Below are 26,369 nucleotides of genomic sequence, written 5' to 3' on the forward strand. Positions count from 1 at the left end.
TTGATCTAGCTTCAGTTGCGGCCATGTTAGGCATTTTCTTTGTGCCATCAGTCGCAGCACTCTGACGCAATGAAATTTTTTATAAAACCGCTGGCTTAATCAGCGTACCTGGCTGGTTTGGGGTAAATAATTACTTATTCTATTTTACATATTTTGTACTTTAAGCTTTAAAATCCCGCTGGAAATTGCAGTTAACCTGGACTATGGATTAGAAATGAAAGCTTTGCATTTGGAGATGAGTACGGTTTTGCAGGCGGTAGAAGTAGCGGGAGTGATCGCTTTTGCCTGTTCCGGATTTATCGAGGCGCGTCAAAAAAAAATGGATGCGGTGGGGGTATTTACTGTCGCTTTTATCACAGCCTTTGGTGGCGGGACTTTAAGGGATTTGTTGCTGGATAGGCGACCATTGTTTTGGGTAGAGCATCAACAGTATCCGATTTTGATTTTTGTGATGGCGCTGATCGCCATTCCTTTTTCGCGTCATTTGCAGCATGCAGTGGCGGAAAAAGCGATTAATTACGCCGATGCTTTGGGCTTGGGTTTGTTTAGCGTAACCGGTGCTTCGTTGGCGGCCGATGCACAGATGCCTATGTTTGTCTGCGTCATGATGGGCGTGATTACCGGCATTTTTGGTGGCGTCTTGCGTGACATCATTTGCAACGAGATTCCCTTGGTATTTAAACGCGGGCAATTGTATGCAACCTGCTCATTTGCTGGTTGTTGGACCTATTTGTTGATGGAAAAAATGCAAGCCTCAGAGTCGGCCGCTTTGCTGGCCGGGATTGCAGTCTGTTTTTCTTTGCGCGCCTTGGCACTGCGTTTTCACTGGCGCTTACCGGGTTAGCGCTTTAAGGGCGGGCGTGCAACTAAGCCAGCTAAAAATATATCCATCATTTCTTCTGCGTGTTGCTCTAAGTCATAAGCATTGGTGTCAACCAGCCATTCATGAATCAGGCCGATCAGATAGGCGTGAATTGCTTGCATGGCGATCAGCGTGTTGGTCGTCGCAGGCAAAACGCCATGGGTGACCGCAAGCTGCAAGATGACTTCCATCTGTGACAGACATTCCGCACGTTTTTCTTGCTCAAGTACAAAAAAAGCCATTTCCTCGGTTTTTTCGCAACGATGAAAAATGATATCGAATACTCTACGCTGTCTTTTATCGGTAGCGATTTGCTTGAGTAAGTGCACCATCATTTGGCGTAACGCAGCTATCGGATCTTTATCCGGTGCGTTAGCAATTTCATTGAGCAAGGCATCCATGGGCAAGAAGGCGCGGTCGCACATGGCCTGAAACAAGGCTGCCTTATCTTTGAAATGCCAATAAATGGCACCGCGTGTCATGCCCGCGGCGCAGGCGACCTCATTGAGCGTGGTGCGTGTAACGCCTTTTTCGCTGAAGACTTGTTCAGCTGCATCGAGAAGGGCAGTGTAGGTCTCCTGCGCTTCTTCTTTGGTTTTCCTGACCATCATATGTTTCCTTTAGCGAGTCTGAAAATTCTGTCTCTGCGCGCTTTTTTTAAATGGCCGTGGCAGCGCGTGCATGGTAGAAGCTTATTCATATTTGGTAAAGACCTAGTTGTAGAGCCCAATACCCATGCGGCTTCCCAGCCTGCCTGGCTTGAAAGCCGCACGGGTATTGCGTGAGCGGCCTATTGCTATAATTTTTCTGAGATGACATGCTTAAAGTACATTTTTCTTCGTTTTCAAAAAGTTTTTCAAAAAGAGGTTATACTCGCTTTCTTTACAAACATTCGTGAATGTATATTGTAGCATAATCGTTATAAGCCGCTTCTACCTACTGAACATATCTCTTATGAACCCATCTAATAAAACTCTCTCCACGCGACTTCGCCATCATTTCAGTCAGCATGCTTTCGGCCTGGAGTCATCGACAGTTAAAGCCTTACGTTTGGCCGCCATCAGCCTGCCTTTGTTGGCACTCGCGGCATGTGGCAAACAAGATGGTGCCGCCAATGCTGCTGGCAAAATGCCACCGCCTGAAGTGAATGTAGTGACCGTGCAAGCGAGGAACCTGGCGGTCAATTTTGAATATGCCGGACAAACAGCGGGCTCGCGTGAGACCGAGGTGAGGGCGCGTATTTCCGGCATTTTGGAAAATCGCCTGTACGAAGAGGGTTCACGCGTGAAGGCTGGGGCTGTGTTGTTTCAGATCGACCCGGGCACCTATCAGACCCAGCTTGCCTCGGCAGAAGCGGCGGCTGGCGTGAGCGAAGCCAAGCTGAATCAAGCTAAGCGCGAACTGGCGCGCCTGACGCCATTGGCAGCCGATAAGGCGATCAGTCAGAAAGAATTTGATGATGCCAAATCCAGCTTTGAAGCTGCCGATGCCGCCTTGCGTCAAGTGCGCGCCCAAGTCAACGAAGCCAGGCTCAATCTTGGATACACCAAGGTAGTCGCGCCAATTTCGGGCGTTACTGGGATTGCAGTTAAATCCAACGGTAATTTACTGACGCCTAGCGATAGTCTGCTGACCACCATCGTCCAGACGGATCCTGTGTATGTCAACTTCAGTATTCCTGAAGCGGACTTCTTGAAAGTGAGCAGTGAACTGGGTAGCGGAAAAATAGCTCTGCCGGGCAAGCGAGCCAGCAACGGCAGCTTGGGCTTTGATATTAAAGTCAAGCTGGCTGACGGCAGTGTGTTTCCGACTGGCGGTAAGATGAATTTCGTCAGCGAGAAAGTGAATCCAGCCACTGGCGGTTTTGACGCGCGCGCAGAAATTGCTAATCCAGAAGGGAGTTTGCGTCCAGGACAATTTGTTCGTGTCTCACTCAATGGCGCTACCCGTACCGCGGCAACTGCGGTGCCGCAACGCGCAGTCATTGACGGGCCTATGGGCAAGATGGTGTTCATGGTGACACCGGACAATAAGCTCGCACCTAGGCCGGTAGAGTTGGATGGCTGGAGTAATGGTGAGTGGATCGTCACCAAGGGCTTGCAAAATGGCGACCGCGTGCTGGTCGATGGCGTGATCAAGGCGCACACCCCGGGCATGACGGTGACCCCAATTGCCCTTGCAGCTAAAGATGCAGCCAAAGATGCCGCCAGCCAGGCATCAGCCAAACCAGCCGCCGCTAGCACTCCCGCCGCACACTAAGCTAAGGCCTTAAGGAATCGATTATGTTTTCAAAATTTTTCATTAACCGGCCTATCTTCGCGACAGTTTTGTCCTTGATTATAGTGCTGGCCGGCTTGGCCGCCTTGCGCGCCTTGCCAATTTCACGTTACCCGGAAATCGCGCCGCCGGTGGTCAACGTCACCGCGATTTATCCGGGCGCTTCGGCCGAAGTGGTGGAGCGTACCGTTGCCGCGCCTATCGAAGAGCAAATCAATGGCGTCGAACACATGTTGTACATGGATTCGGTCTCCTCAGCGGATGGCCGCGTCTCGATTAATGTCACCTTTGAGGTCGGCACCAATCTCGATATCGCTGCCGTTAACGTGAATAACCGGGTACGTCAGGCCGATGCCAAGTTGCCGCAAGAAGTAAGGCGTCAGGGCGTAACAGTCTCAAAAAGCTCGTCCAACTTTTTGGTAGTTGCGGCTTTGTACTCGCCTGACAATCGCTACGACGCACTGTTCCTGTCTAATTATGCAACTCAAAATGTGCTCGATGCATTAAAGCGCGTACCGGGCACCACCAACGTGCAGATATTCGGTGCCAAGGATTACGCCATGCGCATCTGGATGCGTCCGGATAGGATGGCGCAACTAGGCGTCACCGTCGCTGACATTTCGAATGCAATTACCGAACAAAATGCTCAATATGCGGCCGGTAAGGTCGGCGCTCCACCGAATAATACGGAAGAGCTGACCATGACGGTGACCGCCAAGGGACGTTTGCTGGAACCGGCTGAGTTTGCCAATATCGTTGTCAGAACCGCTAAGGGCGGCGCGACCATACGAATTAAAGATGTGGCGAGGGTAGAGCTAGGTTCTAAAGACTATAACTTGTACGGTCGCGTCAATGGCCATCCTTCTGCCAACATCGGTGTGTTCTTGCAAACCGGGGCCAATGCACTCGATACCCGTAAAGCCGTAGAGAAAACATTGCAGACTTTGAAGGCGAAGTTCCCCGAAGGGATGGAGTATTCGACACCTTACGATACCACCCCGTTTGTCACCGAATCGATAGCCGAAGTACTCAAAACCTTGGGCGAGGCCATGGTGCTGGTGTTCATTGTGGTGTACCTGTTTCTGCAGAGCTGGCGCGCTACGATTATTCCTACCCTGGCGGTTCCGGTCTCTCTGATCGGTACCATGGCCGGTTTGCATTTGCTCGGTTACAGCATTAACACATTAACGCTATTCGGCATGGTGTTGGCTATCGGTATCGTGGTTGATGACGCTATCGTGGTCCTAGAAAACGTAGAGCGTTTGATGAACGAAGAAGGCATGACGCCGAAAGACGCGGCAATAGAAGCGATGCATGAAGTGACCGGTCCAGTGATCGCGATTGTGCTGGTGTTGGTGGCGGCCTTTGGTCCTATCGCCTTCCTAGGTGGTTTAGCGGGAGAGTTGTATCGCCAGTTCGCCGTGACTATTTCGATTGCGGTGGTGTTGTCCGGTCTTGTTGCCTTGACCCTGACTCCGGCCTTGTGCGCCTTGTTGCTCAAACCCGGTGCGGAAAATCATAATCGTTTTTTCACCTGGTTTAATGGCGCCTTCCTGCGCCTGACCAAGCACTACACCAATGGCGTTACTTTCTTTTTGAAGCGAGCGGTGCTGGGTATAGTGGTCTTTGCCGGCATGATCGTCGTCACTGGTCTGCTGTGGAAGAACGTGCCTGGTGGTTTGGTACCGGATGAAGATCAAGGTTATTTTATTGGTGCTGCCATCATGCCTGAAGGCGCTTCGCTAGATCGCACCAATAAAATGGTGATGCAAGTCGAAGATGTGATGAAAACCAATAAAAATATCGACACTACGTTTGCTTTGGTCGGGCTCGATTTTCTGGGCGGCGGCGGTTTGAAATCATCCGCCGCGACCATGTTCTTTCCGCTGAAACCGTGGGAAGAGCGTACTCAATCGGCACAGCAAATGGTGGGTGAAAGTTATATGAAAACCGGGCGCATCAAGGAAGGCCTGCCACTGTTTTTTAGCCCACCGGCGATACAAGGTCTGGGTCAGACCGGCGGCTTTGAGTTTTATTTGCAAAACATGGGTGAGGGGGGCGTCAAACGCCTGGCAGAATTGCTGCCGCAGTTAATCGCAGAAGCAAATAAGCAGCCAGAATTGGCCGGTGTGAAAACACTGTGGCAAGCTAACTCGCCACAAATCTATGTCGATGTGGATAATGAAAAAGCCCGTGCCATGGGAGTTGGCTTGTCCGATATTTACAATACGCTGGCGGCCACCATGGGCAGTTATTACGTCAATGATTTCAACAAGAACGGCCGTATTTACACCGTGCAGTTGCAGGCTGATGGGCAGTATCGCGCCAAGCCGGACGATATTGGCGGTATGTATGTACGTTCGGCGGCGGGGCAAATGATCTCTATGCGCGCCTTTACCACGGTCAAGTATATTTCCGGCCCGGACTCGGTGCAGCGCTTCAATGCACTGCCTTCGATCAAGTTGTTGGGAGATGCTAAGCCTGGTTTTAGTTCAGGGCAGGCGATCGCTGCGATGGAGCGTGCTGCGAAAAACGTCTTGCCAGCCGATGTCGTGTATGACTGGGGCGGCGCATCTTTTCAGGAGAAACGCAGTAGCAATGCCGCGGGCTTGGCTTTGGGCGCTGGTGTACTGATGATTTTCCTGATACTCGCTGCGCAATATGAAAAATGGTCATTGCCGTTTTCGGTGTTGTTGGCGATGCCTTTCGGTATCTTTGGTGCCTTGGTTGCAGTGTACTTACGGCATTTCAATAATGATGTGTATTTCCAGATCGGCTTGGTGACCTTACTTGGATTGTCAGCAAAAAATGCGATTTTGATCGTCGAGTTTGCGGTCATGAAAGTGAACGAAGGTTACGCTCCGGTGGCGGCCGTGTTGGAGGCGGCACGTCTGCGCTTCCGGCCAATTTTGATGACTTCGCTGGCCTTCATCCTGGGTGTAGTGCCACTGGCCTTCTCACACGGTGCTGGCGCTGCGGCGCGGCAGTCACTCGGTACGGGTGTACTGGGTGGCATGTTGGCGGCTACTTTCCTGGCGATTTTCTTTGTGCCCTTGTTCTTTAAATTAATTAACGACAAGCGTTTTAAAACTACCGCGCAGGATTTCGACCATCCCGTACATATTTTGCACAACGCCCCTGTTGTCGCTGCAAAGGAATAAACATGCTCAGATCAACATTCACAATGAGTATTCTGGCCGCCAGCCTGGCGCTGGCGGGCTGCAGCTCTGTTGGCCCAGATTATCAACGACCGAACTTGGAAACTCCCGGCAGCTTTAACGCAGCGCCCTTAGCTAGTCAGGGTAATGCGGCCAGCGCGGTAGATTTGCTGGCATGGTGGAGAAGTTTCCAAGATCCGGTATTGAATAGCTTGCTCGATGAAGCTAATGCAAATAATCAGGATCTTGCCTTGGCAGCGGCGCGCATACAAGAGGCCCGCGCTACCGCTACCGGAACTAATTCAAATCGCTACCCGGTGCTCGATGCTACGCTCAGTGGCACCAAAAACCGTACCAGTGAAAATGCCGGTAAGTTGGGCTTGGGGGCTAATCCTGTTGCTAAAGATTTTCAACTTGGTTTGAATGCCTCGTATGAAGTCGATTTCTGGGGCAAGCTGTCGCGCGCCGATGAGGCGGCCAAAGCGCGCTTGCTAGCGCAGCAAGCCAACCGTGGTTTGGTGCAAAGCACTTTATACGCGAGTCTTACGCAGAGTTATTTTGCCTTGAGGGCTTACGATGCTCAGCTGGAACTGGCTCAATCTAGTCTGGGAACCAGGCAGGAAAACCTGCGTTTGCAGCAGAAACGCTACGCCGCCGGATCGGTTGGTGAACTCGATTTACATGTGGCAGAGTCCGAAACGGCGGCTGCCGAAATCACGGTGGCGCAGGCAAGGCAGGCGCTTGCCAATGCCGAGTCGGCCTTGACTGTGTTGCTGGGGCGCTCGCCTACTGCGATAGCCAATCCGGACTTGCTTCGTGGCAGCAGTATCGGCGCCTTGTATCAGCAATTGAATTTGCCTACGGATTTGTCCTCTGACTTACTGAATCGTCGGCCTGATATTATCGCCGCCGAGCAAGCACTGGTCGCTGCGAATGCCGACGTAGGTCAGGCTAAGGCGCTGTATTTTCCTAGCGTTAAGTTGACCACTGGTATCGGATATGAGTCGCGCGTCTTCCGTGATTTGCTTGATCCTGCGTCTTTGTTGTGGAATGTCGGTGCGAATCTGGTGCAGCCCATCTTCAGAGCCGGTGCGATCGGTGCGCTAGTCTCGGGTGCCGAGGCGCGTAAGGATCAGGCGATGGCGCAATACCTGCAAGCGGTGCAGGGCGCTTTTCGTGACGTGCATGATGCGCTCAATAATGTCTCTGCCAACCAGCAGGTTTACTTGGCCGGGAATCGTCGAGTGACCGCCTTGAAAGACTCTTTACGACTGGCAGAATTGCGCTACAAAAATGGCTACAGCAGTTATCTGGAAGTGCTCAATGCCCAGCGTGATTTGCAGCAAACCGAGGCTGCACTGGTCGAGACTCAGCGCGCTCATTTGTCGGCATTGGTCAGTTTGTATAAGGCGGTCGGGGGTGGTTGGGATAAATCTAGTCTTGCAAGCAAATAAGCAGATGCGGTTTTTCGCAAAAATGGATGTATAAAAAAACCCGCTAGATAGCAAAATCTAGCGGGTTTTTTAATACCGACCGCAAAGTATCGCGATCGGCATAAACTTTGAAGGTGTTTAGCCTCCGCGACGCATCATTTCAAAAAATTCTGCATTGTTTTTAGTCGCTTTCATCTTGTCGAGGATGAACTCCATCGCTTCTATCTCATCCATGCTATACAGCAGCTTGCGCAAGATCCAGATTTTTTGCAATTGATCAGGCTTGATCAGTAATTCTTCGCGACGAGTGCCCGACTTGTTTAAGTTGATCGCTGGGTAAACACGCTTCTCTGCAAGGCGACGCTCAAGGTGTACTTCCATGTTGCCGGTACCCTTGAATTCTTCAAAAATAACGTCATCCATGCGGCTACCGGTTTCGATCAGGGCAGTCGCGATAATCGTCAGTGAACCACCTTCTTCGATGTTACGGGCAGCGCCGAAGAAGCGCTTCGGACGTTGCAGCGCATTGGCGTCAACACCACCGGTTAATACCTTGCCGGAAGCAGGAATGACGGTATTGTAAGCGCGTGCCAGACGTGTGATCGAGTCCAGCAAAATCACCACGTCTTTCTTCATTTCGACCAGGCGTTTGGCTTTTTCCAATACCATCTCAGCCACTTGCACGTGTCGAGTTGCTGGTTCATCGAAGGTCGATGCAACCACTTCGCCGCGCACAGAGCGCTGCATTTCGGTTACTTCTTCTGGACGTTCGTCGATCAGTAAAACGATCAGTGTAATGTCAGGATGGTTTGCTGTGATCGCGTGAGCGATATGTTGCAAAATAACTGATTTACCAGATTTTGGTGACGCCACCAACAAGCCGCGCTGACCTTTACCTATTGGCGCGATCAAATCGATAATACGACCGGTAATGTTCTCTTGCCCGTTCATTTCACGTTCTAAGCGCAATGGTACGCTAGGATGCAGAGGCGTCAGATTCTCAAACAGTATTCTGTGTTTCGATGCTTCCGGTGATTCACCGTTGACCTTGTCTACCTTTACCAGAGCAAAATAACGCTCACCATCTTTAGGTGTGCGTACTTCGCCCTCGATAGAGTCACCAGTATGCAGATTGAAACGACGAATTTGCGAAGGCGAAATATAGATGTCGTCGGTTGACGCCATATAGCTCGCATCTGGCGAGCGCAGAAAGCCAAAGCCATCCGGTAAAACTTCGAGTGCGCCATCGCCGAAAATTTGCTCGCCTGATTTGGCGCGCTTCTTAAGGATTGCGAACATCAGTTCTTGTTTGCGCATCCGTGCGGCATTGTCGATGTCTAAGCCTACGGCCATTTCTAGCAAGGCTGAGACGTGTAACGCCTTTAATTCTGATAAGTGCATGGTGAGTGTCCCGAGATGGGATATGTAGGTGGGGGAGTGAGAAGAAGTGAACTACAGTGTGATATTTTTAACTGCGCCAACCGTGTAGTCAGGGCAGTTGTCTAAAAAATAGAGTGTTTTTTTATATTGTTACCGATTTTCAAGCGAGGCATACGCATCGCTTGAAAATTTATTTCAGCATATTACCTTAAATATTACTATCGATAAAGGATGTTAATTGTCCTTTTGAAAGCGCGCCTACTTTTTGTGCTGCTACCACACCGTTTTTAAACAAAATCAGAGTGGGGATGCCGCGAATGCCAAATTGAGCAGGGATCGCTTGATTAGCGTCTACATCCATTTTGGCAATAATAAATTTCCCGCCAGCATCCTTGGCAACTTCTTCAAGAATAGGGGCAATCATTTTACATGGACCGCACCACTCAGCCCAGAAATCTACCAGGACAGGTTTGTCGGATTTTAAAACGTCGGCTTCAAAAGAAGCATCGCTTACATAGATGATGTTTTCGCTCATGGATTACTCGTTGAGTTGGCAAATTAAAAGTTGGTAGCGCCACAAGAATGTTAAGCTGAATTGTTGATGTCAGGCTGCATTCAACGCTTCCAATTACCTAGCTCCTTGATGGTAGCAAGCAATAAACTTAAGTTGGAGACGTTTTATCCCAATTCAATGGTATTGACTGGAACAAATGAGCAGGAATCTGTGTCAAGTGGCAAACTATACTCAAATAGTAACCTATTTTTCCTAAAGTTTGGAAAACGCCACACTTTATCAAGCTACGACTGGATATGTTGGCTTACTGAGTAAGCTCGCTAGCCATAATGAAGAGAGCAGATTCACGTCTAAATGTTGGCCGTGTCTACGTATTGATGCTTTATGGATGGGCCTCAATCACGCTCTTAATCATAGTAGTGTAGTAATTAATTTTTACACTTATAATGTAGAGTAGCTTGTCGATAAGCGCGTGGACTGCTGGTCATAACGTGCCGCTCGAAAGAGATAAAATCTGAAGGTTGACGGGTCCGACAGGACGCTAGAATAAGCGATAAAAATGATTTCTGAATTTGAATTACTTGCAAATAAAGTTGAGAGTCTGGCCGAGTTGGTGCACGCCTTACGACTTGAGAATGTTGAGCTACGCCGCGCAGCGGCCATGCTGACTGCCGAAAATAAGGATCTGCAGCTGCGCATGGCGCAGGCGCATGAGCGCGTCGCTGCATTGTTGGCGCAATTACCTAGTGATGAAGATGCAGAAGAGGATCTCGCATGAAAGAGAGTAATTTGATACAGTTGGACGTCCACATTATGGGACAGTCGTATACCCTCGCTTGTAGAGAAGGCGAAGATAAGGCCTTACTCAATGCCGTTGCATATTTGAATGAAAAAATGTGTGTGATACGCGATAGCGCGAAAATCAAAGGCACCGATAGAATTGCTGTCATGGCTGCGCTTAGTTTAGCGACCGAGTTGTTGGCGACCAAGTCTCCCGAGGGACCATTGTCGGGTTTGAGTATGGCGGAAGTGAAACAAAAAATTCTCAGCATGCACGATACTTTGGATCTGGCATTGACTCCGCAAGAAAATCTATTTTAAATTAACTCTTTATTGCTTAATTTAATTGAAAAAAATGTAGAGGGAATTCGCAGTTGAGAGTAAACTTAAATTCCCTACCGTGTTCGCCAGTGCCATATATTCCTTGAACCATTTATGTGCACAGGCTGCGGGAATTGTTCGACAGGTGTGAGCGTCGCTAGTTCGATGAACCCGAAGTTGAAACGACTGCGGCCAACTTGAACCGTCTGGTTCAGGATGCCGGCATAGCGGCATTGGTGGGGACTTATTCTTAAGCACTTGCGATTTTTTTCGTAAGTGCTTTTTTTATTGCAAGTGTATTTTTTCGCGCTAAATTGAGTTTAGATTTAGTATCGAAAATGTGGCTCGCATGTTGCTGTCAAACTGGCCTATCTGTGCTATTGATTGTAAGTTTTTCGAAAAAAAACAGTATGCCCTCAAGGCCCAATATCCATGCGCCTCTTGGGCCATGCTGGCCGGAAAGGCGCATGGATATTGCGCGTTCGGGCATGTCTTCGTTGAGTTTTTCGTCACGGCTTTACATTTAGCCGCTGCTCCACTTTATTTATATCTCTTTACATATGTCCTATTGGTTAATGAAATCGGAGCCGGAAGAGGTCAGTATCGACGATGCTTTGGCCTTGCCCTCCGTCGCCTGGTTTGGCGTGCGCAATTATCAAGCGAGAAATTTCATGCGTGATGTCATGCGCGTCGGAGATGGGGTCTTGTTTTATCACTCAAGTTGCGCGGAACCCGGCATTGCGGGCATCGCGGAAGTCGCCAGTACGGCTTATCCAGATGAGACGCAGTTTGATGCCTCAAGTAAGTATTTCGACCCTAAGGCCAGCCGGGAAAATCCGCGTTGGATGCTGCTTGATGTCAAAGCCTTGCGCAAGACCCGACTGCTGGCTTTGTCAGAGTTGCGCAACTGCGCCGAATTGGAGCAGATGCAGGTTCTAAAAAAAGGCAGTCGTCTTTCGATTACACCAGTGACTGCCGATGAATGGGCAGTCGTGATGAGCCTGCTGCAGGCTTATTAATGACTTGTAGTTGCGGATGCCGTAGATAATATTTTGCACACTATCGCTGACATCAGTATTTACTTTCTAGCTTTTTGTTTCTTTGATTTTTGTTTGGCAGTAGCTGTATTTTTAAATGCGATTTCCACCGCTTTGTTTTCAGGTGTTTTACTGTATGCCCAAACAAGTAGCGCAGCACCGACTGCGATCATAGGTAGAGAAAGCATTTGGCCGGCCGAAATAGTTAAACCGAAGAAGCTGACTTCATAATCAGGCGTGCGAAAGTATTCGGTGAAAAACCTCGCGCAGCCATACAGGGTAACGAACATTGCGCCAACGGCAAGGCGCGGGCGCTGTTTTCTGGAAAATAGCCAGAGTATGATGAAGAGTAAAACACCATCGACCAGTGCTTGATAAATTGGCGAAGGATGTACCGGGTGATCTAGCCCCGGCCAGATCATGGCCCATGGCAAATCTGCCGATGCGACTCGACCAGGTAATTCGTGATTGATGAAATTACCTATGCGCCCCGCAGCGTAGCCGAGTGGGACTAAGGGAGCGATAAAGTCATAGACATCGGCTAAATTGCGTTTGGCTTTGCGCGCCCATAAATACATGGCGATCATGACGCCTATCAAGCCTCCATGGAAAGACATGCCACCTTTCCATACCGCAAAAATTTCAAGAGGATTGGCCATAAAGTGTGGCAGTTGATAAAACACGACTTCGCCCAATCTGCCACCTAAGATAACGCCAAGCACACCGTAAAAAAGCATGTCGTCGATGTCTTCCTTAGTCCATCCCAGTGCCGCAATATGCGCCTGACGGATTCTAATTCGACCAAGAGCTACAAACTGTGCGAAGGCGAGTAGATACATCAAGCCATACCAATGTATCGATAAAAAGCCGATTTTGATGGCGACTGGATCGGGGTTGGGGTGTATCAACATCAGTAGGTCTTTCTTAATTTTTCAGTAAATCTAAAAATGATTTGAGTACCGGCGAGCTGTTTTCTTTACGCCAGGCTATGCCAATTTCTACCCTGACCTTTAACGATGGCATAGTGTAGTAGACCACTCCGGGACGGATTAAATTCGACACCGATTGTGGCACAAGAGCGATACCCATGCCAGCGGAGACAAGACCGATGATGGTTTGCATTTGTATCGCCTCTTGTGCAATTGCGGGCGTCAGCCCTGCTGCCCGAAAACAAGCCAAAATACTGTCGTGTAAAGACGGTGCAATCTTGCGCGGGAAAATAATCAAAGCTAAATCGGCGTAGGTGGAGAGCACTTGCGCATTTTTCCGCGTCGAGTAAGCCTCTGGAACTGCCAGTATCAGAGGTTCAGATAATACTTTTTGATAGTTCAGAATTGCGCTTAACTTGGGTGGAATAGGCGGAATTAAGAGGCCAGCGTCAACTTCTGATTTTTCGAGTAATTCGAGCTGCACATTACTGGTGGCCTCGCGTAACTCTATCCTTACCTCTTTGTGATGATGTCGAAACTGGCGTAAAAAAGGCGGCAATATGCTGTAATCGGCGATGGAAATAAAGGCCAGAGACAGATTTCCAACTTCCCCGGAAGCGGCACGCTGCACGAGTTGCGGCAGTGCCTTGGTTTGCTGCAAGATTTTTTTTGCCTCAGGAATTAATGCTGATCCTGCGGCCGTCAAGGCGATACTGCGAGTTGTGCGTATGAATAGCTGCGCTCCAATAGTTAGCTCTAAGGCCTGTATCGCTTGCGATAGTGGCGGTTGAGTCATATGTAGTTTAGTGGCGGCGCGTCCAAAGTGCATTTCTTCGGCAACGGCTAAAAAATACCGAAGTTGGCGCAACTCTATATTCATCGTGGAGTGTAGGTGTTGTTTAGGTCAGCGATGCTTGTATGCGCAGATCGACCAAGCTCGATCTGCAAGCGCAGTCCTGATCAAGATCGTGAAACAAGTGATGTATGGCAAACAAGCGACTATTTACTTTTGTCGAACGAGCGCTTGAGCCTATCTTTTTTCATTTTTTCAAAATGAGCGTGGTCTTTACGTTTGTCTAAACCTAGCATTCTTTCGAGAAATTCAAAGTAAATAAAGGCAAAGCCAGCTAGCCCAATTATCCACCACCAAGATAAGGCATCGAGAAATCCGACCTCTAAGTATTTTAAGAGGCTAAGTACGGCGATAGTGATGATAAGTGGCATGTTTAGTTTCCTTTTGGTAAAGGATAGAAGTAAATTCAAAGAAGGTCAACTGTTGCGGCTTGATATACGTTTTATCTTTAGCGCGTGAGAAAGTAGTAAAATAAAACTTGTCGTTTTTTAACTTGGAGAAATCAATGAAATTTTCTTTATCAGTAGTCGCAGCTTTGGTGGTTTTTACCTCAGGCTCTGCGATGGCAAATGCGGATTTGGCAAAGTCAAAAAACTGCATGGCCTGTCATGCAGTTGCAAATAAAGTGGTTGGTCCAGGATACGTGGATGTCGCGAAAAAATATGCTGGCGATAAAACAGCCGAAGATAAATTGGTCACCAAAGTAATGAAAGGCGGCACTGGCGTATGGGGTGCTATTCCTATGCCAGCCAATCCACAAGTGAGCGATGCTGAAGCGCGTACCTTGGTAAAATGGATTTTAGCGACAAAGTGATAGGCTGAGAGCTTGGGTAGCCTAGGCAGTTTGAATTAAGTAGGTATTGAAAAATCTCAGACAACTCTGAGATTTTTTCAGACATAAAAAATGCTGTGAGTCTTACAACTCACAGCATTTTTAATTTTCAGAATTAGTCTGAAATTATTTTACAACCTGAACCAGTTCACGTTTGCCAGCTTTGTAAGTGAACAAAGTCAATGTACCGTCTTTGATATCACCTTTGTCATCAAACGCGATATCACCAGTAACGCCTTTGTATTTCATTTTCTTCAGCATAGGCAAGTATTTTGCAGACTCTGCAGAATTAGCTTGTTTCATCGCTTCTACCATGACCATGACTGAATCATAGACATAGGGTGCGTAGATCTGAACTTCAACACCGAATTTCTTCTTGTAAGCAACTTTGAAGTCATCCATGCCTTTTTTCTGTGCATCAACAACACCACCTGCTTCAGCACAGACCACTTGGCCTTCGCCTATGCCGTCACCAGCCAATTTAACCAAATCCGTGGTGCAGATACCATCGCCGCCCATGAACTTAGCAGTAATTCCCAAGGCTTTCATTTGACGCAACATAGGACCAGCAACAGCATCCATACCGCCAAAGAAAATAACGTCAGGATTTTTAGCTTTAATTGTGGTCAAGATGGCGCTGAAATCGGTTGATTTGTCAGTGGTATGCTCTTGCACCACAACTTCCGCACCCTTAGCTTTTGCGCCTTTGATAAATTCAGCCGCAACGCCTTCACCGTAGGCTGTTTTATCATCAATTACAGCAATTTTCTTTGCTTTATTGATTTGAACTGCGTAACGACCCAAAGTGCCGCCTAATTGACCGTCATTCGCTACCACGCGGAACGCGCCTTTGTAACCTTGTTGGGTGTACTTAGGATTGGTTGCTGAAGGTGAAATTTGTACGATACCTGCATCGTTGTAAATTTTCGATGCTGGAATTGTAGTGCCAGAATTCAAATGACCAATAACGCCATTTACTTTGGCATCAACCAGTTTTTGAGCTACGGTTGTACCTTGTTTTGGATCGCCGCCGTCATCTTCAGCTTGCAATTCGAATTTAACTTTTTTGCCACCGATCATGACGCCTTTGGCGTTCAGTTCTTCGATCGCCATTTTGGCGCCATTTTCATTGTCTTTACCCAAGTGGGCGATAGCGCCTGAAACTGGACCAACGTGACCGATTTTTACGACCATCTCTTGAGCTGCTGCGGAACCTGCAAATGCGAAAGCGATTGCGCCAGCCAGTGGAATCATTTTAGTTTTGAACGACATGAAGATACTCCTAAGGTTTTAATGTGTAGGACTACGTTACTGCATCTCTGACTTATTCAGATAACTGAACAGCAAGAAGGTACAACAGAAAAAATTTTTCGCAAAGCTATTTTGTGTGGTTTTTTCATTAAAATGACATTTTTTATATGCCGCGATATTTAGCCGCAGGCAAGCGCGTCTTTTTCGAATGCGAATAGGCTGTCGTTAATAATAGGCATGGCGCTTTTGCTTGGGTAATGGAAATTCCCCTGCAAAAATCACGCCGTAAAAATTACGTGATTTTAGATTTTCAAAAACTGTGATCGTTATGATAGAATAATGCCTGCTTTAGAAAAGGCACTCGCTTGTAATTGTAATTGCAGCGCGTTTTCTAGATTAAATGCCCGGATGGTGAAATTGGTAGACACAAGAGACTTAAAATCTCTCGATCGTAAGGTCGTGCCGGTTCAATTCCGGCTCCGGGCACCAAGCAGAGGTTTCAAGCAGTACCGGCAAGAACTTAGACCCGCATCACTCACTATGAGAATGCGGGTTTTTTGTTTTTTACATCGAATTATTTGGTTCCGTTCTTCTGTTGAAACTTGCTTGTAAATTTAAATACATGGGCGCGCTAGCTAAGACTCGCTTTGATGTCCATAATGGTGCTGAGATCATGTCGTTAGCGTTGGTAAATCTGAGGCCGCTGCATTTGCCCCAGTAAAACGAGTGCGCTAAAGCTAACTCAGCTGTATGTTATGAATTATATGAGGTGATTTTATGTGCGGCTTACGCTTATTTTTAGCCTTCCTTGTTCTAAGCTGTAATTCGGCTAAAGCGGAATTGGGCGCAGCTCCCAGTACCTTTAGTAATAAAGTTGAAGTACGCAAGGCGCAGTCTTTGTCTGTCAGCGCTGATCAAGCTCCGCATACTTATCGCGTCTCTGAATCGGTACTGAATACTGGCACTGTGGTGCGAGAGTACATAGGCGGCAATGGCATCGTGTTTGCGGTAACTTGGCAAGGGCCGTTTTTGCCAGATCTACAAAACCTCCTCGGCAAACACTTCGACACTATGCGCACTGAAGCTGCGCGAGTTCCCAGAGCTGGCAATTCGCAATTGCAGATAATCAGACCTGAGGTGAGTATTTATTCTGGTGGACATATGCGTGCCTTTACTGGTCGCGCCTGGATTCTTAGCGAGTTTCCTGCAGATTTTAAACAAGAAGATATTCAATAAATCGAGGCAAACATGGGCAATCTGAATTATTTTTCGAATGTGCTGTTAAGCCTTTGTCCCGCGCGCTCGCTGAGTTGTCTGTTGAGTGGCATGCTGAATTTGTGCTGCCAGAGTTTACTTTGCCTGCTACTCATCTCCTGTGGTGGTGGTTCGTCTGATTCGGCCTTGAGCGTGGTCAATCCGCCTGTGGTCAATCCTCCCCCTGTTTTGGCAAGTAATGAGGTGGCTATCATTGTCGACAAGGGGCCATCTGCGAGTAAGAGCACGATCAATCAAGCTTATGTCAGCGTCACCATATGTAGGCCAGCTACTACGGTTTGTCAGACCATAGATCATATTTTGCTAGATACTGCATCGATCGGTTTACGTTTGATCGCACCAAATATTCTGGATGCTCAATTACAGTTGCCCGCGGTGAAGCTCGGTAATGGAGCGCTGCTCGCCGAGTGCGTACAATTTGCCAGTGGTTATCAATGGGGCGCGGTGCGTCAGGCCAGCGTAAAAATTGGCGGCGAATCGATCGCTACCTTACCTGTACACATAGTTGCTGATGCGTCGTCCGAATTTGCCAAGCAGCCGTTGAGCTGTCAAAGCAGCGGTTTGGATATAGGTTCGGTCGCGGCCTTAGGGGCAAATGGTGTACTGGGCGTGGGCTTATTTAAAGAGGATTGTGGTGAGGCCTGCGTGAGTTCGGTGATACCCGGGGCTTACTATGCATGTGATGCAATAAGCTGCCGAAGTATCAGCGTACCCTTGCTGCAGCAAGTCGCTAACCCAGTGTCATCGTTTGCGCAGAACAATAACGGCGTACTGGTTCTGATGCCAAGCGTCGGTCTGGGTGGCGTCACGCAATTAAATGGTTCACTGATTTTTGGCATCGGCACTCAGACTAATAATCTGCTTAGCGCCGAATCGATTTATGCAACGGATAGTCGCGGCAACTTCATCACCATCTATAACAACAAGGCGCTCAGCTCCAGTTTTATTGATAGTGGCTCTAACGGCTATTATTTTGACGATAAAGCGATTAAGGTCTGCACTTTGTCGACCAGTTTTTATTGCCCAGCGGCGGCGTTAAACCTGAGTGCCGTGAATAAGTCATTTGATTCGCGTACTTCTGGAATCGTTAACTTTCGGCTAGAGGCAACTGATGGTTTGAACTCGGGTACGATAGCCGCGCACATCGGTGGTGCAGGCAGTGGGTTTTCCGGGAGTTTTAATAGTAATAGCTTCGATTGGGGCTTGCCATTCTTTTTTGGCCGAAGGGTTTTTGTCGCCATAAAAGATGCCAACACGGCTTATGGCAAAGGCCCATATTGGGCGTATTAAAATAACTTCATGCCTAGTTGTTCCCAAATTGATTGATAGCGGAATTAGCCTTGACTGGCGCTAGCAATTCAGCGAAAAACCCTGCCGTTCTGCAGCTATTCTGCACCTACCTAGGTGCAGTTTTTTTGTTTACTGATAAACTGACGTTTTTCCCCTTTGAGAATGCAGATGGAAGCGACCAAAGTTATAGAATTCGAGCTGCCGCAGATGGATGTGGGCAGTAGTTGCACCGCGGCTGCCTGGGCGCGTGTGCCTGATGCGCCCAGTGCGGCCGAAAAGCTGCGATTAAAAACGCGCATCAAGCAATTACTGCATGAAAAAAAAGCCGTCCTGGTAGCGCATTATTATGTGGATGCAGAGTTGCAGGATTTGGCAGAAGAAACCGGAGGCTGCGTTTCCGATTCTTTAGAGATGGCCAGATTCGGGCGTGATCACGCCGCCCAGACTTTGATCGTGGCGGGTGTGAAGTTTATGGGGGAAACTGCCAAGATACTCAGCCCTGAAAAAACCATCTTGATGCCCGATCTGGATGCTACGTGCTCGCTCGATCTGGGTTGCCCCTCGGATGAGTTTGCTGCATTCTGCGATGCCCACCCTGATCGCACTGTGGTGGTGTATGCCAATACCAGCGCGGCTGTGAAAGCACGTGCCGATTGGATGGTGACCTCTAGTATCGGTCTCGACATCGTGGCGCACTTACATGCGCAAGGTAAAAAAATCCTGTGGGCGCCGGATAAGCATCTGGGCGGCTATATTCAGCAAAAAACCGGCGCCGATATGTTGTTGTGGCAGGGCTCATGTCTGGTGCATGATGAATTTAAGGGTGTGGAGTTGGATCTACTCAAGGCCGAGTATCCGCATGCAAAAATTTTGGTGCATCCAGAGTCGCCCGCCGCAGTGGTGGCGTTGGCCGATATGGTGGGATCGACTTCGCAAATGATACATGCGGCCATGACGATGGATGCACAAGAATTTATTGTCGCCACCGATAACGGCATCTTGCACAAAATGCAGATGGCAGCACCAGACAAGCGCTTCATCGTCGCCCCTACGGCAGGCAATAGTGCCACTTGTAAGAGTTGCGCGCATTGCCCATGGATGGCAATGAATGGCTTGGCGAATCTATTGTATGCATTGGAAACAGGTAGTGGCGAAATCATTGTCGATCCTAGCGTCGGGAAAAAAGCCAAATTGTGCATCGATCGTATGCTCGATTTTGCAGCGGCAAAAAAAGCCAATGTGCGCCCAAGTTCTGACCTGGCGCAGGAGCAAAAACTTTTTTCAGGAATAGGCCCGGCATAATGCGGGTGACGCATAGCGTGGCCACGCTATGCGTAAAGAAACGAATAGAGAAATGAGTCAATCAATGAGTCAATCAATGAGTAGTAATTTAAAGAATAATTTCGCACCCTTCGACCTTGATCTGCACACGGCTTTTCAGCGCAACGTGGCCATCGCTTTGGACGAAGATATTGGCGCTGCCGATTTGACTGGCTTGTTGGTTCCTGATGCGCAGCGTGTGCAGGCACAGGTAATTGTCAGAGAGTCTGCCATTCTCTGTGGTGCGCCCTGGTTTGATGCCGTCATGGCGACTTTGGATGCGTCTATTAGCGTGGATTGGCAGTATGCCGAAGGTGATTTGATGCGCGCCGATACGGTGGTGTGCAAAATCGTCGCGCCGGCGCGCGCCTTACTTACGGCTGAGCGCAGTGCCTTGAATTTTTTACAGATGTTGTCAGCCGTGGCAACGGCCACCCATCGTTACGTGGAGATTACTAAGGGTAGCTCTGCCGCGATACTCGATACACGTAAAACTTTGCCGGGTCTGCGATTGGCGCAAAAATATGCGGTGCGGGTAGGTGGCGGCAAGAATCAAAGGCTGGCTCTGTACGACGGTATTTTGATTAAAGAAAATCATATTGCAGCCGCTGGCGGTATAGAACTGGCTTTGCGCGCAGCTAAGTCTCTTAATGCTGGCGTGACGATACAGATAGAAGTAGAGACTATAGAGCAGTTGCAGCAAGCTTTGCATGCCGGGGCTGTTTCGATTTTATTAGATAATTTCAGTACCGATATGATGCGCGCTGCGGTCGATTTAAATGCCGGCCGCGCCTTGCTGGAGGCTTCCGGCGGAGTCGATATGAGCAGCGTTGCAGTGATAGCGCAAACTGGTGTTGATCGCATTTCTATCGGCAGTCTGACCAAGGATATTCGAGCGATTGATTACTCTTTGCGGATTATCTGAGTTTGATGCAGTGATTGCTTCCGCCTTATTCACGCTAGAAATTAAATAGGGCATAGGCCGCTTGCGCAGTATCCATGCGGGTTGCGAGCCAGATAGGCTGGTAACCCGCATGGATACTGGGCGCTGGCGTTGCCACCTTCAAAAAGTCTAAATTATTTCTTGCGCTTAGGTGATAGCACCGTCGCCAGTGCTTTTGGCATGGTATCGGGATAGTCGCGGCTAAAATGTAAGCCTCGGCTTTCGCGCCGTGACAACGCGCTATTGACGATCAGCGAAGCGACTTCGACCAGATTACGCAGCTCTAATAGATTATTGCTGATGCGGAAATTAGCGTAATACTCGTCGATCTCCTCCTTGAGCAATTTAATGCGGTGCTTGGCGCGCTCCAGGCGTTTGGTGGTGCGCACTATGCCTACGTAATTCCACATGAAGCGGCGCAACTCGTCCCAATTATGGGCAATCACCACTTCTTCATCGGCATCCGAAACGCGGCTTTCATCCCAGTCGGGCAAGTAGGGCAGGGCCACCAGTTCTTGCTCGGCGATGTGCAAGGCGGCAGCCTTACCAATTACCAGACATTCAAGCAGAGAGTTACTGGCTAGGCGGTTAGCGCCGTGCAGCCCGGTGTAGGCGGTTTCACCGACCGCGTACAAACCAGGCAAATCGGTACGACCGGCGGTGTCGGTAACGATACCACCACAGGTGAAATGTACCGCTGGTACCACGGGTATCGGCTGCTTGGTAATGTCTATGCCCAATTCCAGGCAGCGCGCATAGATGGTGGGGAAGTGTTCTTTTAAAAATTCGGGGCTCTTGTGGCTGATGTCTAGTTCTACATAATCCAGACCGCGTTTCTTCATCTCGAAATCGATGGCTCTGGCGACCACATCGCGCGGTGCTAACTCGACCCGTTCATCGTGTTCCAGCATGAAGCGTGAACCCGCTGCATGGCCTGCTTCTGGTGGTAATTTTAAATGGCCGCCTTCACCGCGCACCGCCTCGGTAATTAAGAAGGATTTGGCGTAAGGGTGATACAGGCAAGTCGGGTGGAATTGCATGAACTCCATATTCGCAACGCGGCATCCAGCGCGCCACGCCATCGCGATGCCGTCGCCGGTGGCTGTGTCAGGATTGGTGGTGTACAGATAGACTTTACCGGCACCACCCGTTGCCATCACCGTGTGCTGCGCGCTGAAGGTGTGAACTTCACCACTTTTAACATCTTGTACGTACAAACCTAAGCAGCGCGGTGGCAGGCTGTTGTCACCGATTTTTGTCGAGGTGATGACGTCGATTGCGTAGTGGTGCTCAAATAAACTGATGTTGGGGTGATTGCGTACTTGCTGCTCTAAGGTGGTTTGCACCGCGTGGCCGGTGGCGTCGGCCGCATGGATGATGCGACGCTGGCTGTGCCCACCCTCTCGCGTCAAATGAAAACCAAGTTCAGCCTCGTCGTCACGCGTAAACGGTACGCCTTGATCTATCAGCCAATCGATCGCTTCACGACCATGTTCTATGATGTAGCGGGTGGCGGTTTCATCGCACAAGCCACCGCCTGCGATCAGGGTGTCGGAAATATGCTGTTCGTGACTATCTCCCGAGTCCAGTACTGCAGCGATTCCGCCTTGTGCCCAGTCACTGGCACCATCTAATAAAGTACGCTTTGAAATCACCGCAACTTTGCGGGTCTTTGCTAAATGCAGTGCCACTGATAAACCGGCTAAGCCACTACCCACAATTGCTACATCAAATTTCATCATAAAACAGGCCGTAAAAATTAATCGTTAATTCCGCGTCGGAAGCTGAACTATAGGTGATATTGAGGCGCGCGTTTGTTATTGACCGATTTTCTCGCCGCAATATCGACTTACATAGACTCAGGCTTATTCAGTCACGATCACTGGCTTTACTTTGGCGGCAGCCTGTTTCGCCAAATTTCGTGCGGTATCGGTGTCTTTGGCTCGGGCCAATGCGACCCCCATGCGGCGACGAGTGAAAGACTCAGGTTTTCCAAACAGGCGGATATCCACTCCCGGTGTTTGCAAGGCTTCGGCTACACCTTCAAATGCTATCCCCGCGTGTTCGTGCTGACCATAAATCACCGCCGATGCTGCTGGCGTATGCAGTGAGACATCGACAGGCAAACCTAAAATAGCTTTTGCGTGCAGTTCAAATTCGCTTTGATATTGGCTAGCCATGGTGACCATGCCAGTGTCGTGAGGGCGCGGGCTTACTTCGGAAAACCAAACCATTTCGTCTTTGACGAATAGCTCAACGCCGAACAATCCTAATCCACCCAAATCATCGGTGACTTTTTTAGAAATCTCACGGGCGCGCTCCAAGGCGCGTGCATGCATCACTTGCGGTTGCCATGATTCGACGTAATCCCCCTGTACTTGCACATGTCCGATAGGTTCGCAAAAATGAGTTTCGACCTGACCATTTTTTCCTATGGCGCGCACCGTCAGTTGTGTGATTTCATAGTCGAAATCGACGAAGCCCTCAACGATAACGCGACCGGCATTGACGCGTCCGCCGGAAGCTGCGTAATCCCAGGCGGCTTGAACTTCGCCTGCATGATCGATCTTGGATTGCCCTTTGCCGGACGAAGACATGACAGGCTTAATGATGCACGGGAAGCCTATTTCAGCGCAGGCCTCTTGCAACTCTTGCAGATTATCGGCAAAGCGGTAAGCCGAGGTTGGCAGGCTCAAAGTTTCTGCCGCCAGTCTGCGTATGCCTTCCCGGTTCATTGTCAGCCAGGCTGCGCGCGCGGTTGGAATGACGCGAACTTTGCCCGCAGTTTCTAGTTCAACTAAGGTGGCGGTGGCGATTGCTTCAATTTCAGGTACCACCAGATCAGGTTTTTCCAGCGCGATTAGTTGCGCCAGTGCTGCACCATCGGTCATGTCTATCACGTGCGCGCGATGCGCCACTTGATGGCCGGGCGCATTTGGGTAGCGATCAACGGCGATCACTTCGACACCGAGTCGCTGTAGAGAAATGATCACTTCTTTGCCGAGTTCACCGGACCCAAGTAGCATTACCTTGGTGGCGGTTGGGGAGAGAGGTGTGCCAAGTCGTTTAATTGTATTCATTGTGTGATGCGAAGTGAAAATAAAGGGATATCTTAAAATGCGCTGATCCGCCGCCAGCCGAAATAAGGCAGTGAACTTTTTGGCGCGCTGAGGTGATCTAATTAATTCAAATTATACTTTCGATTTATCGCCGATAATGTCCTTGAAGTGCAAAGAAACTATGTAAAACACTTGACACGGTGCTTTACTGCTTGATCTAATGCCGCATGCAGATTTTCTGCGGACCGTGATAGATGGACGACCAACAAGGCATACGAAGACATCGTTGCGACGTTAAACTTTTGTGAGGGGGCGTAAGTGAATAAAACAGAATTAATCGATCATATTGCGAAAACAGCCGACATTTCTAAGGCTGCGTCAGCGCGCGCTTTGGATGCTTTGATCGGTGCAGTAAAAGTAACTTTGAAAAAAGGTAACACGGTAACTCTGGTTGGATTCGGGACCTTCTCCGTCGGCAAGCGTGCCGCTAGAACTGGTCGTAATCCACGTACCGGTGAAGCAATTAAAATCAAAGCAGCCAAGGTTCCTAAATTTAAACCTGGCAAAGCTTTGAAAGATGCTGTAAACTAATGGACTTCGTGGCGCGGTGACAAGCGCTGCAATGTTGTTCGTGTGTGTGATGGGGCGCTTAGCTCAGTTGGTAGAGCGGAGCCCTTACAAGGCTTAGGTCGGGAGTTCGAGCCTCTCAGCGCCCACCATAACACTGATAACATAGAGTAGTAAATTAGGAGTGGTAGTTCAGCTGGTTAGAATACCGGCCTGTCACGCCGGGGGTCGCGGGTTCGAGTCCCGTCCACTCCGCCAAAATCTAAAAGGCGAACGAGAGTTCGCCTTTTTTCATATTCGGAATCAGTTTGTCATAGTGATCGGTTGAGCATGTTTGAATATATTCGCACCCACCAACGCATTATGCAGCTTCTATTGCTGCTAATTATTTTCCCGTCATTTGCTTTTTTTGGTATCGAGAGTTTTACTCGTTCCAACGGCGCCGCTACTGCGGTCGCGACGGTTGCGGGCCAAACGATTACTCAGCAAGAGTTTGACTCGGCTCAGCGCGAGCAATTGGATAGATTGCGCCAGACTTATGGTCAGCAGTTCGACTCTAAAATGCTCAGTTCTCCAGAAGCGAAACAAGGGCTTTTGGATGAGTTGGTGTCGCGTAAAGTGATCGCAGTTGAAGTCGTAAAAAATCATTTGTCGGTCAGCGATCAAAGCTTGCAGAAAAATATTTTGGCCACGCCAGGCTTGACTAAGCCGGATGGTGGTTTTGATACTGATCGCTATAAGAGTTTATTGGCGGCGCAAGGCATGAACCCTGCGATGTATGAGCAGCGTTTGCGCCAGGATTTAGCCCTGCAGCAGTTGTTGAGTGCGGTGCAGGGAACTGCATTTTCATCTAAGACTGTCGCTGATCGTATTTCTGCCATTTACGAGCAAGAGCGTGAAGTTCAAAAAATGGACTTTAAGAGTAGCGACTATCTGGCGCAAGTCAAAGTTACTGATGCCATGCTGAAAGCGTATTACGAAAAAAACTCGAGTCAGTTTGAGATTCCAGAGTTGATCAAGGCCGAATATGTGGTGTTTAACGATGACGCAGTAGGCGCGCAAGTAAGTGTTTCTGACGCTGATATTCTGGCTCACTATGAGCAAAACAAAAAATCATATGCAACTGAAGAGTCGCGTCGTGCTAGCCATATTTTGATTACGGTTAAAAAAGACAGTAGTGAGGCGGATCAAAAAGCTGCCAAGGCTAAGGCCGAAAGTTTGTTGGCGCAAGTGCGTAAAAATCCTGAATTGTTTGCAAAATTAGCCAAGGAAAATTCACAAGATTCCGGATCCGCAGAGCGTGGTGGCGATGTCGACTTCTTTACAAAAGGCGCGATGGTTAAATCGTTTGAAGATGCTGCTTATAAACTAAAACAATCTGAAATCAGTGATCTGGTGCAATCTGATTATGGTTTTCATATTATTCAACTGACCGCGATTAAGCCAGCCGCTACCAAGACTTTGGATGAAGTCAAAGGGCAAATTTTCGCCGATATTAAGAAACAGAAGGCTGCCAAGTTGTATGCTGAATCGGCTGAGGTTTTCACAAATATGGTCTACGAACAATCGGATAGTTTGAAAGCGGTCGCAGATAAGTTGAAATTGAAAATTGAGACCGTTGCCTCTTTAAATCGCCTTCCTAGTGCTGCAATTCCGGCGACCGTACCAGTCAATAATCCTAAGTTTTTGAAAGCGATATTTTCTGAAGATTCATTAAAGAAAAAGCACAACACCGAGGCCGTTGAGGTCGCACCGAGAACCTTGATTGCGGGTCGTGTTTTGGAATATAAGGCGGCAAGTAAGCGTCCTTTGGAAGAAGTTAGGAATTTAATCGAGGCTAAAGTCATACAGATCGAAGCTGCCGCGTTGGCCAAGAAGGCTGGGGAATCGAAATTGGCAGCATTAAAGGCGACTGATAGTACGAGCGGCTTTGCCGAGGCTAGCGTGATTTCACGTTTAAAAAATCAGGGTACGAGCGGTGAGGCCTTTTCTGCTGTGATGAAGGCCGATGCGCAGAAATTACCTGCCTTTGTAGGTGTCGATGTACCGGGTGTTGGTTATGCGGTTTATCGTATCTCTAAAGTAAATGCCGGCGCGGTAGATGCAACGCGCCGCAGCTCTGAGCAGCAGCAAATTGCAAATGCGGTGGCGCAGCAGGATATTTATACTTATGTCGAAGCCTTGAAAGATAAGTCTAAGGTGTCGATCAATAAATCTGCGTTGGCGATTCCTAGTACGGCGCAGTAATAAAAATTCTACAACATTATTTTTGCTAAGTTTTTAGCGTA

23 protein-coding genes, 3 tRNA genes and 1 other RNA gene are annotated in these 26,369 nt (G+C 48.8%); 18 read left to right on the forward strand and 9 right to left on the reverse strand.

The genetic code is table 11. The features are described 5' to 3' along the window. Positions 1–214: 214 nt before the first annotated feature. Positions 215–844: a trimeric intracellular cation channel family protein gene (locus EJN92_RS16225; RefSeq protein WP_227869584.1), complete on the forward strand. Its 630-nt coding sequence runs from the start codon at positions 215–217 to the stop codon at positions 842–844. Here the strand turns inward: EJN92_RS16225 and EJN92_RS16230 are convergent. Beyond that, positions 841–1,473, reverse strand: a complete 633-nt coding sequence (locus tag EJN92_RS16230) for a TetR family transcriptional regulator (protein WP_126128774.1) — start codon at positions 1,471–1,473, stop codon at positions 841–843. The two genes, EJN92_RS16225 and EJN92_RS16230, sit on opposite strands and share 4 nt — an antisense overlap. A gap of 343 nt (positions 1,474–1,816) precedes the next feature. Between EJN92_RS16230 and EJN92_RS16235 the strand changes: the two genes are divergently transcribed. The 3 genes from EJN92_RS16235 to EJN92_RS16245 are packed head-to-tail and all read left to right on the forward strand — an operon-like array spanning position 1,817 to position 7,751. After that, positions 1,817–3,121, forward strand: coding sequence for an efflux RND transporter periplasmic adaptor subunit (locus EJN92_RS16235; protein WP_126128775.1), 1,305 nt, complete (start codon positions 1,817–1,819; stop codon positions 3,119–3,121). Positions 3,122–3,144: 23 nt separating this feature from the next. Next, complete coding sequence (locus EJN92_RS16240) at positions 3,145–6,300, forward strand: efflux RND transporter permease subunit (RefSeq protein WP_126128776.1); 3,156 nt, start codon at positions 3,145–3,147, stop codon at positions 6,298–6,300. Positions 6,301–6,302: 2 nt separating this feature from the next. Next, on the forward strand, positions 6,303–7,751 hold the full coding sequence (locus EJN92_RS16245; RefSeq protein ID WP_126128777.1) for an efflux transporter outer membrane subunit: 1,449 nt from the start codon (positions 6,303–6,305) through the stop codon (positions 7,749–7,751). 117 nt (positions 7,752–7,868) lie between these two features. Here EJN92_RS16245 and rho read toward each other — a convergent pair whose 3' ends face one another. Together rho and trxA are read right to left on the reverse strand one after the other, a co-directional pair. After that, the gene (gene rho / locus EJN92_RS16250) at positions 7,869–9,131 is read right to left on the reverse strand and encodes a transcription termination factor Rho (protein ID WP_126128778.1); all 1,263 of its coding nucleotides are present in this window, start codon (positions 9,129–9,131) and stop codon (positions 7,869–7,871) included. 187 nt (positions 9,132–9,318) lie between these two features. Beyond that, positions 9,319–9,645 carry a thioredoxin TrxA gene (gene trxA / locus EJN92_RS16255; RefSeq protein WP_126128779.1) on the reverse strand — a complete coding sequence of 109 codons (327 nt, stop codon included), beginning with the start codon at positions 9,643–9,645 and terminating at the stop codon, positions 9,319–9,321. Positions 9,646–10,183: 538 nt separating this feature from the next. Between trxA and EJN92_RS16260 the strand changes: the two genes are divergently transcribed. The 4 genes from EJN92_RS16260 to EJN92_RS16275 all read left to right on the forward strand — a co-directional run bounded on the left by EJN92_RS16260 (position 10,184) and on the right by EJN92_RS16275 (position 11,744). Beyond that, complete coding sequence (locus tag EJN92_RS16260; protein ID WP_126128780.1) at positions 10,184–10,402, forward strand: DUF904 domain-containing protein; 219 nt, start codon at positions 10,184–10,186, stop codon at positions 10,400–10,402. 11 nt (positions 10,403–10,413) lie between these two features. Continuing rightward, positions 10,414–10,725 carry a cell division protein ZapA gene (locus EJN92_RS16265; RefSeq protein ID WP_126129985.1) on the forward strand — a complete coding sequence of 104 codons (312 nt, stop codon included), beginning with the start codon at positions 10,414–10,416 and terminating at the stop codon, positions 10,723–10,725. Positions 10,726–10,793: 68 nt separating this feature from the next. Further along, a non-coding RNA gene (gene ssrS / locus EJN92_RS16270) (6S RNA) lies at positions 10,794–10,972 on the forward strand. Positions 10,973–11,285: 313 nt separating this feature from the next. Beyond that, positions 11,286–11,744 carry an EVE domain-containing protein gene (locus EJN92_RS16275; protein ID WP_126128781.1) on the forward strand — a complete coding sequence of 153 codons (459 nt, stop codon included), beginning with the start codon at positions 11,286–11,288 and terminating at the stop codon, positions 11,742–11,744. Positions 11,745–11,803: 59 nt separating this feature from the next. Here the strand turns inward: EJN92_RS16275 and lgt are convergent, their stop codons facing one another. From lgt to EJN92_RS16290, 3 genes are all read right to left on the reverse strand, one after another. Beyond that, positions 11,804–12,673, reverse strand: a complete 870-nt coding sequence (gene lgt / locus EJN92_RS16280; RefSeq protein WP_126128782.1) for a prolipoprotein diacylglyceryl transferase — start codon at positions 12,671–12,673, stop codon at positions 11,804–11,806. 13 nt (positions 12,674–12,686) lie between these two features. Next, positions 12,687–13,571, reverse strand: a complete 885-nt coding sequence (locus EJN92_RS16285) for a LysR family transcriptional regulator (RefSeq protein ID WP_126128783.1) — start codon at positions 13,569–13,571, stop codon at positions 12,687–12,689. Positions 13,572–13,690: 119 nt separating this feature from the next. Continuing rightward, entirely contained in the window at positions 13,691–13,915 is a 225-nt protein-coding gene (locus EJN92_RS16290) for a TIGR04438 family Trp-rich protein (protein WP_126128784.1), read from the reverse strand. A gap of 134 nt (positions 13,916–14,049) precedes the next feature. On the opposite strand from EJN92_RS16290, the gene EJN92_RS16295 reads away from it, so the two are divergent. Further along, positions 14,050–14,358 (forward strand): c-type cytochrome, encoded by a 309-nt coding sequence (locus EJN92_RS16295; protein WP_126128785.1) that lies wholly within the window; start codon positions 14,050–14,052, stop codon positions 14,356–14,358. Positions 14,359–14,502: 144 nt separating this feature from the next. On the opposite strand, the gene EJN92_RS16300 is transcribed toward EJN92_RS16295, so the two are convergent. After that, positions 14,503–15,648 (reverse strand): branched-chain amino acid ABC transporter substrate-binding protein, encoded by a 1,146-nt coding sequence (locus EJN92_RS16300; RefSeq protein ID WP_126128786.1) that lies wholly within the window; start codon positions 15,646–15,648, stop codon positions 14,503–14,505. A gap of 381 nt (positions 15,649–16,029) precedes the next feature. Here EJN92_RS16300 and EJN92_RS16305 point away from each other — a divergent pair. From EJN92_RS16305 to nadC, 5 genes are all read left to right on the forward strand, one after another. After that, positions 16,030–16,116 (forward strand) — tRNA-Leu (locus EJN92_RS16305). A gap of 288 nt (positions 16,117–16,404) precedes the next feature. Further along, positions 16,405–16,863 carry a DUF2844 domain-containing protein gene (locus tag EJN92_RS16310; RefSeq protein WP_126128787.1) on the forward strand — a complete coding sequence of 153 codons (459 nt, stop codon included), beginning with the start codon at positions 16,405–16,407 and terminating at the stop codon, positions 16,861–16,863. A 12-nt stretch (positions 16,864–16,875) separates the two neighbouring features. After that, complete coding sequence (locus tag EJN92_RS16315) at positions 16,876–18,192, forward strand: DUF3443 domain-containing protein (protein ID WP_126128788.1); 1,317 nt, start codon at positions 16,876–16,878, stop codon at positions 18,190–18,192. A gap of 162 nt (positions 18,193–18,354) precedes the next feature. After that, positions 18,355–19,494, forward strand: coding sequence for a quinolinate synthase NadA (gene nadA, locus EJN92_RS16320; RefSeq protein ID WP_126129986.1), 1,140 nt, complete (start codon positions 18,355–18,357; stop codon positions 19,492–19,494). A gap of 76 nt (positions 19,495–19,570) precedes the next feature. After that, positions 19,571–20,437, forward strand: coding sequence for a carboxylating nicotinate-nucleotide diphosphorylase (nadC, locus tag EJN92_RS16325; protein ID WP_227869585.1), 867 nt, complete (start codon positions 19,571–19,573; stop codon positions 20,435–20,437). A gap of 152 nt (positions 20,438–20,589) precedes the next feature. Here nadC and nadB read toward each other — a convergent pair whose 3' ends face one another. Then, positions 20,590–22,194 carry an L-aspartate oxidase gene (nadB, locus tag EJN92_RS16330; RefSeq protein WP_126129987.1) on the reverse strand — a complete coding sequence of 535 codons (1,605 nt, stop codon included), beginning with the start codon at positions 22,192–22,194 and terminating at the stop codon, positions 20,590–20,592. 126 nt (positions 22,195–22,320) lie between these two features. Next, the gene (gene purT / locus EJN92_RS16335; RefSeq protein WP_126128790.1) at positions 22,321–23,535 is read right to left on the reverse strand and encodes a formate-dependent phosphoribosylglycinamide formyltransferase; all 1,215 of its coding nucleotides are present in this window, start codon (positions 23,533–23,535) and stop codon (positions 22,321–22,323) included. Between the two features lie 297 nt (positions 23,536–23,832). Here purT and EJN92_RS16340 point away from each other — a divergent pair, with 297 nt between their 5' ends. The 4 genes from EJN92_RS16340 (at position 23,833) to EJN92_RS16355 (ending at position 26,328) form a co-directional block, all read left to right on the forward strand. Next, positions 23,833–24,105, forward strand: coding sequence for an HU family DNA-binding protein (locus EJN92_RS16340; protein WP_126128791.1), 273 nt, complete (start codon positions 23,833–23,835; stop codon positions 24,103–24,105). Between the two features lie 52 nt (positions 24,106–24,157). Further along, positions 24,158–24,233, forward strand: a tRNA-Val gene (locus tag EJN92_RS16345). Between the two features lie 29 nt (positions 24,234–24,262). Further along, positions 24,263–24,339: transfer RNA gene (locus EJN92_RS16350), tRNA-Asp, on the forward strand. A gap of 72 nt (positions 24,340–24,411) precedes the next feature. Continuing rightward, positions 24,412–26,328 carry a SurA N-terminal domain-containing protein gene (locus tag EJN92_RS16355; RefSeq protein WP_126128792.1) on the forward strand — a complete coding sequence of 639 codons (1,917 nt, stop codon included), beginning with the start codon at positions 24,412–24,414 and terminating at the stop codon, positions 26,326–26,328. Positions 26,329–26,369: the final 41 nt, after the last annotated feature.

This window comes from Undibacterium parvum (assembly GCF_003955735.1).
GTDB lineage: Bacteria > Pseudomonadota > Gammaproteobacteria > Burkholderiales > Burkholderiaceae_D > Undibacterium > Undibacterium parvum.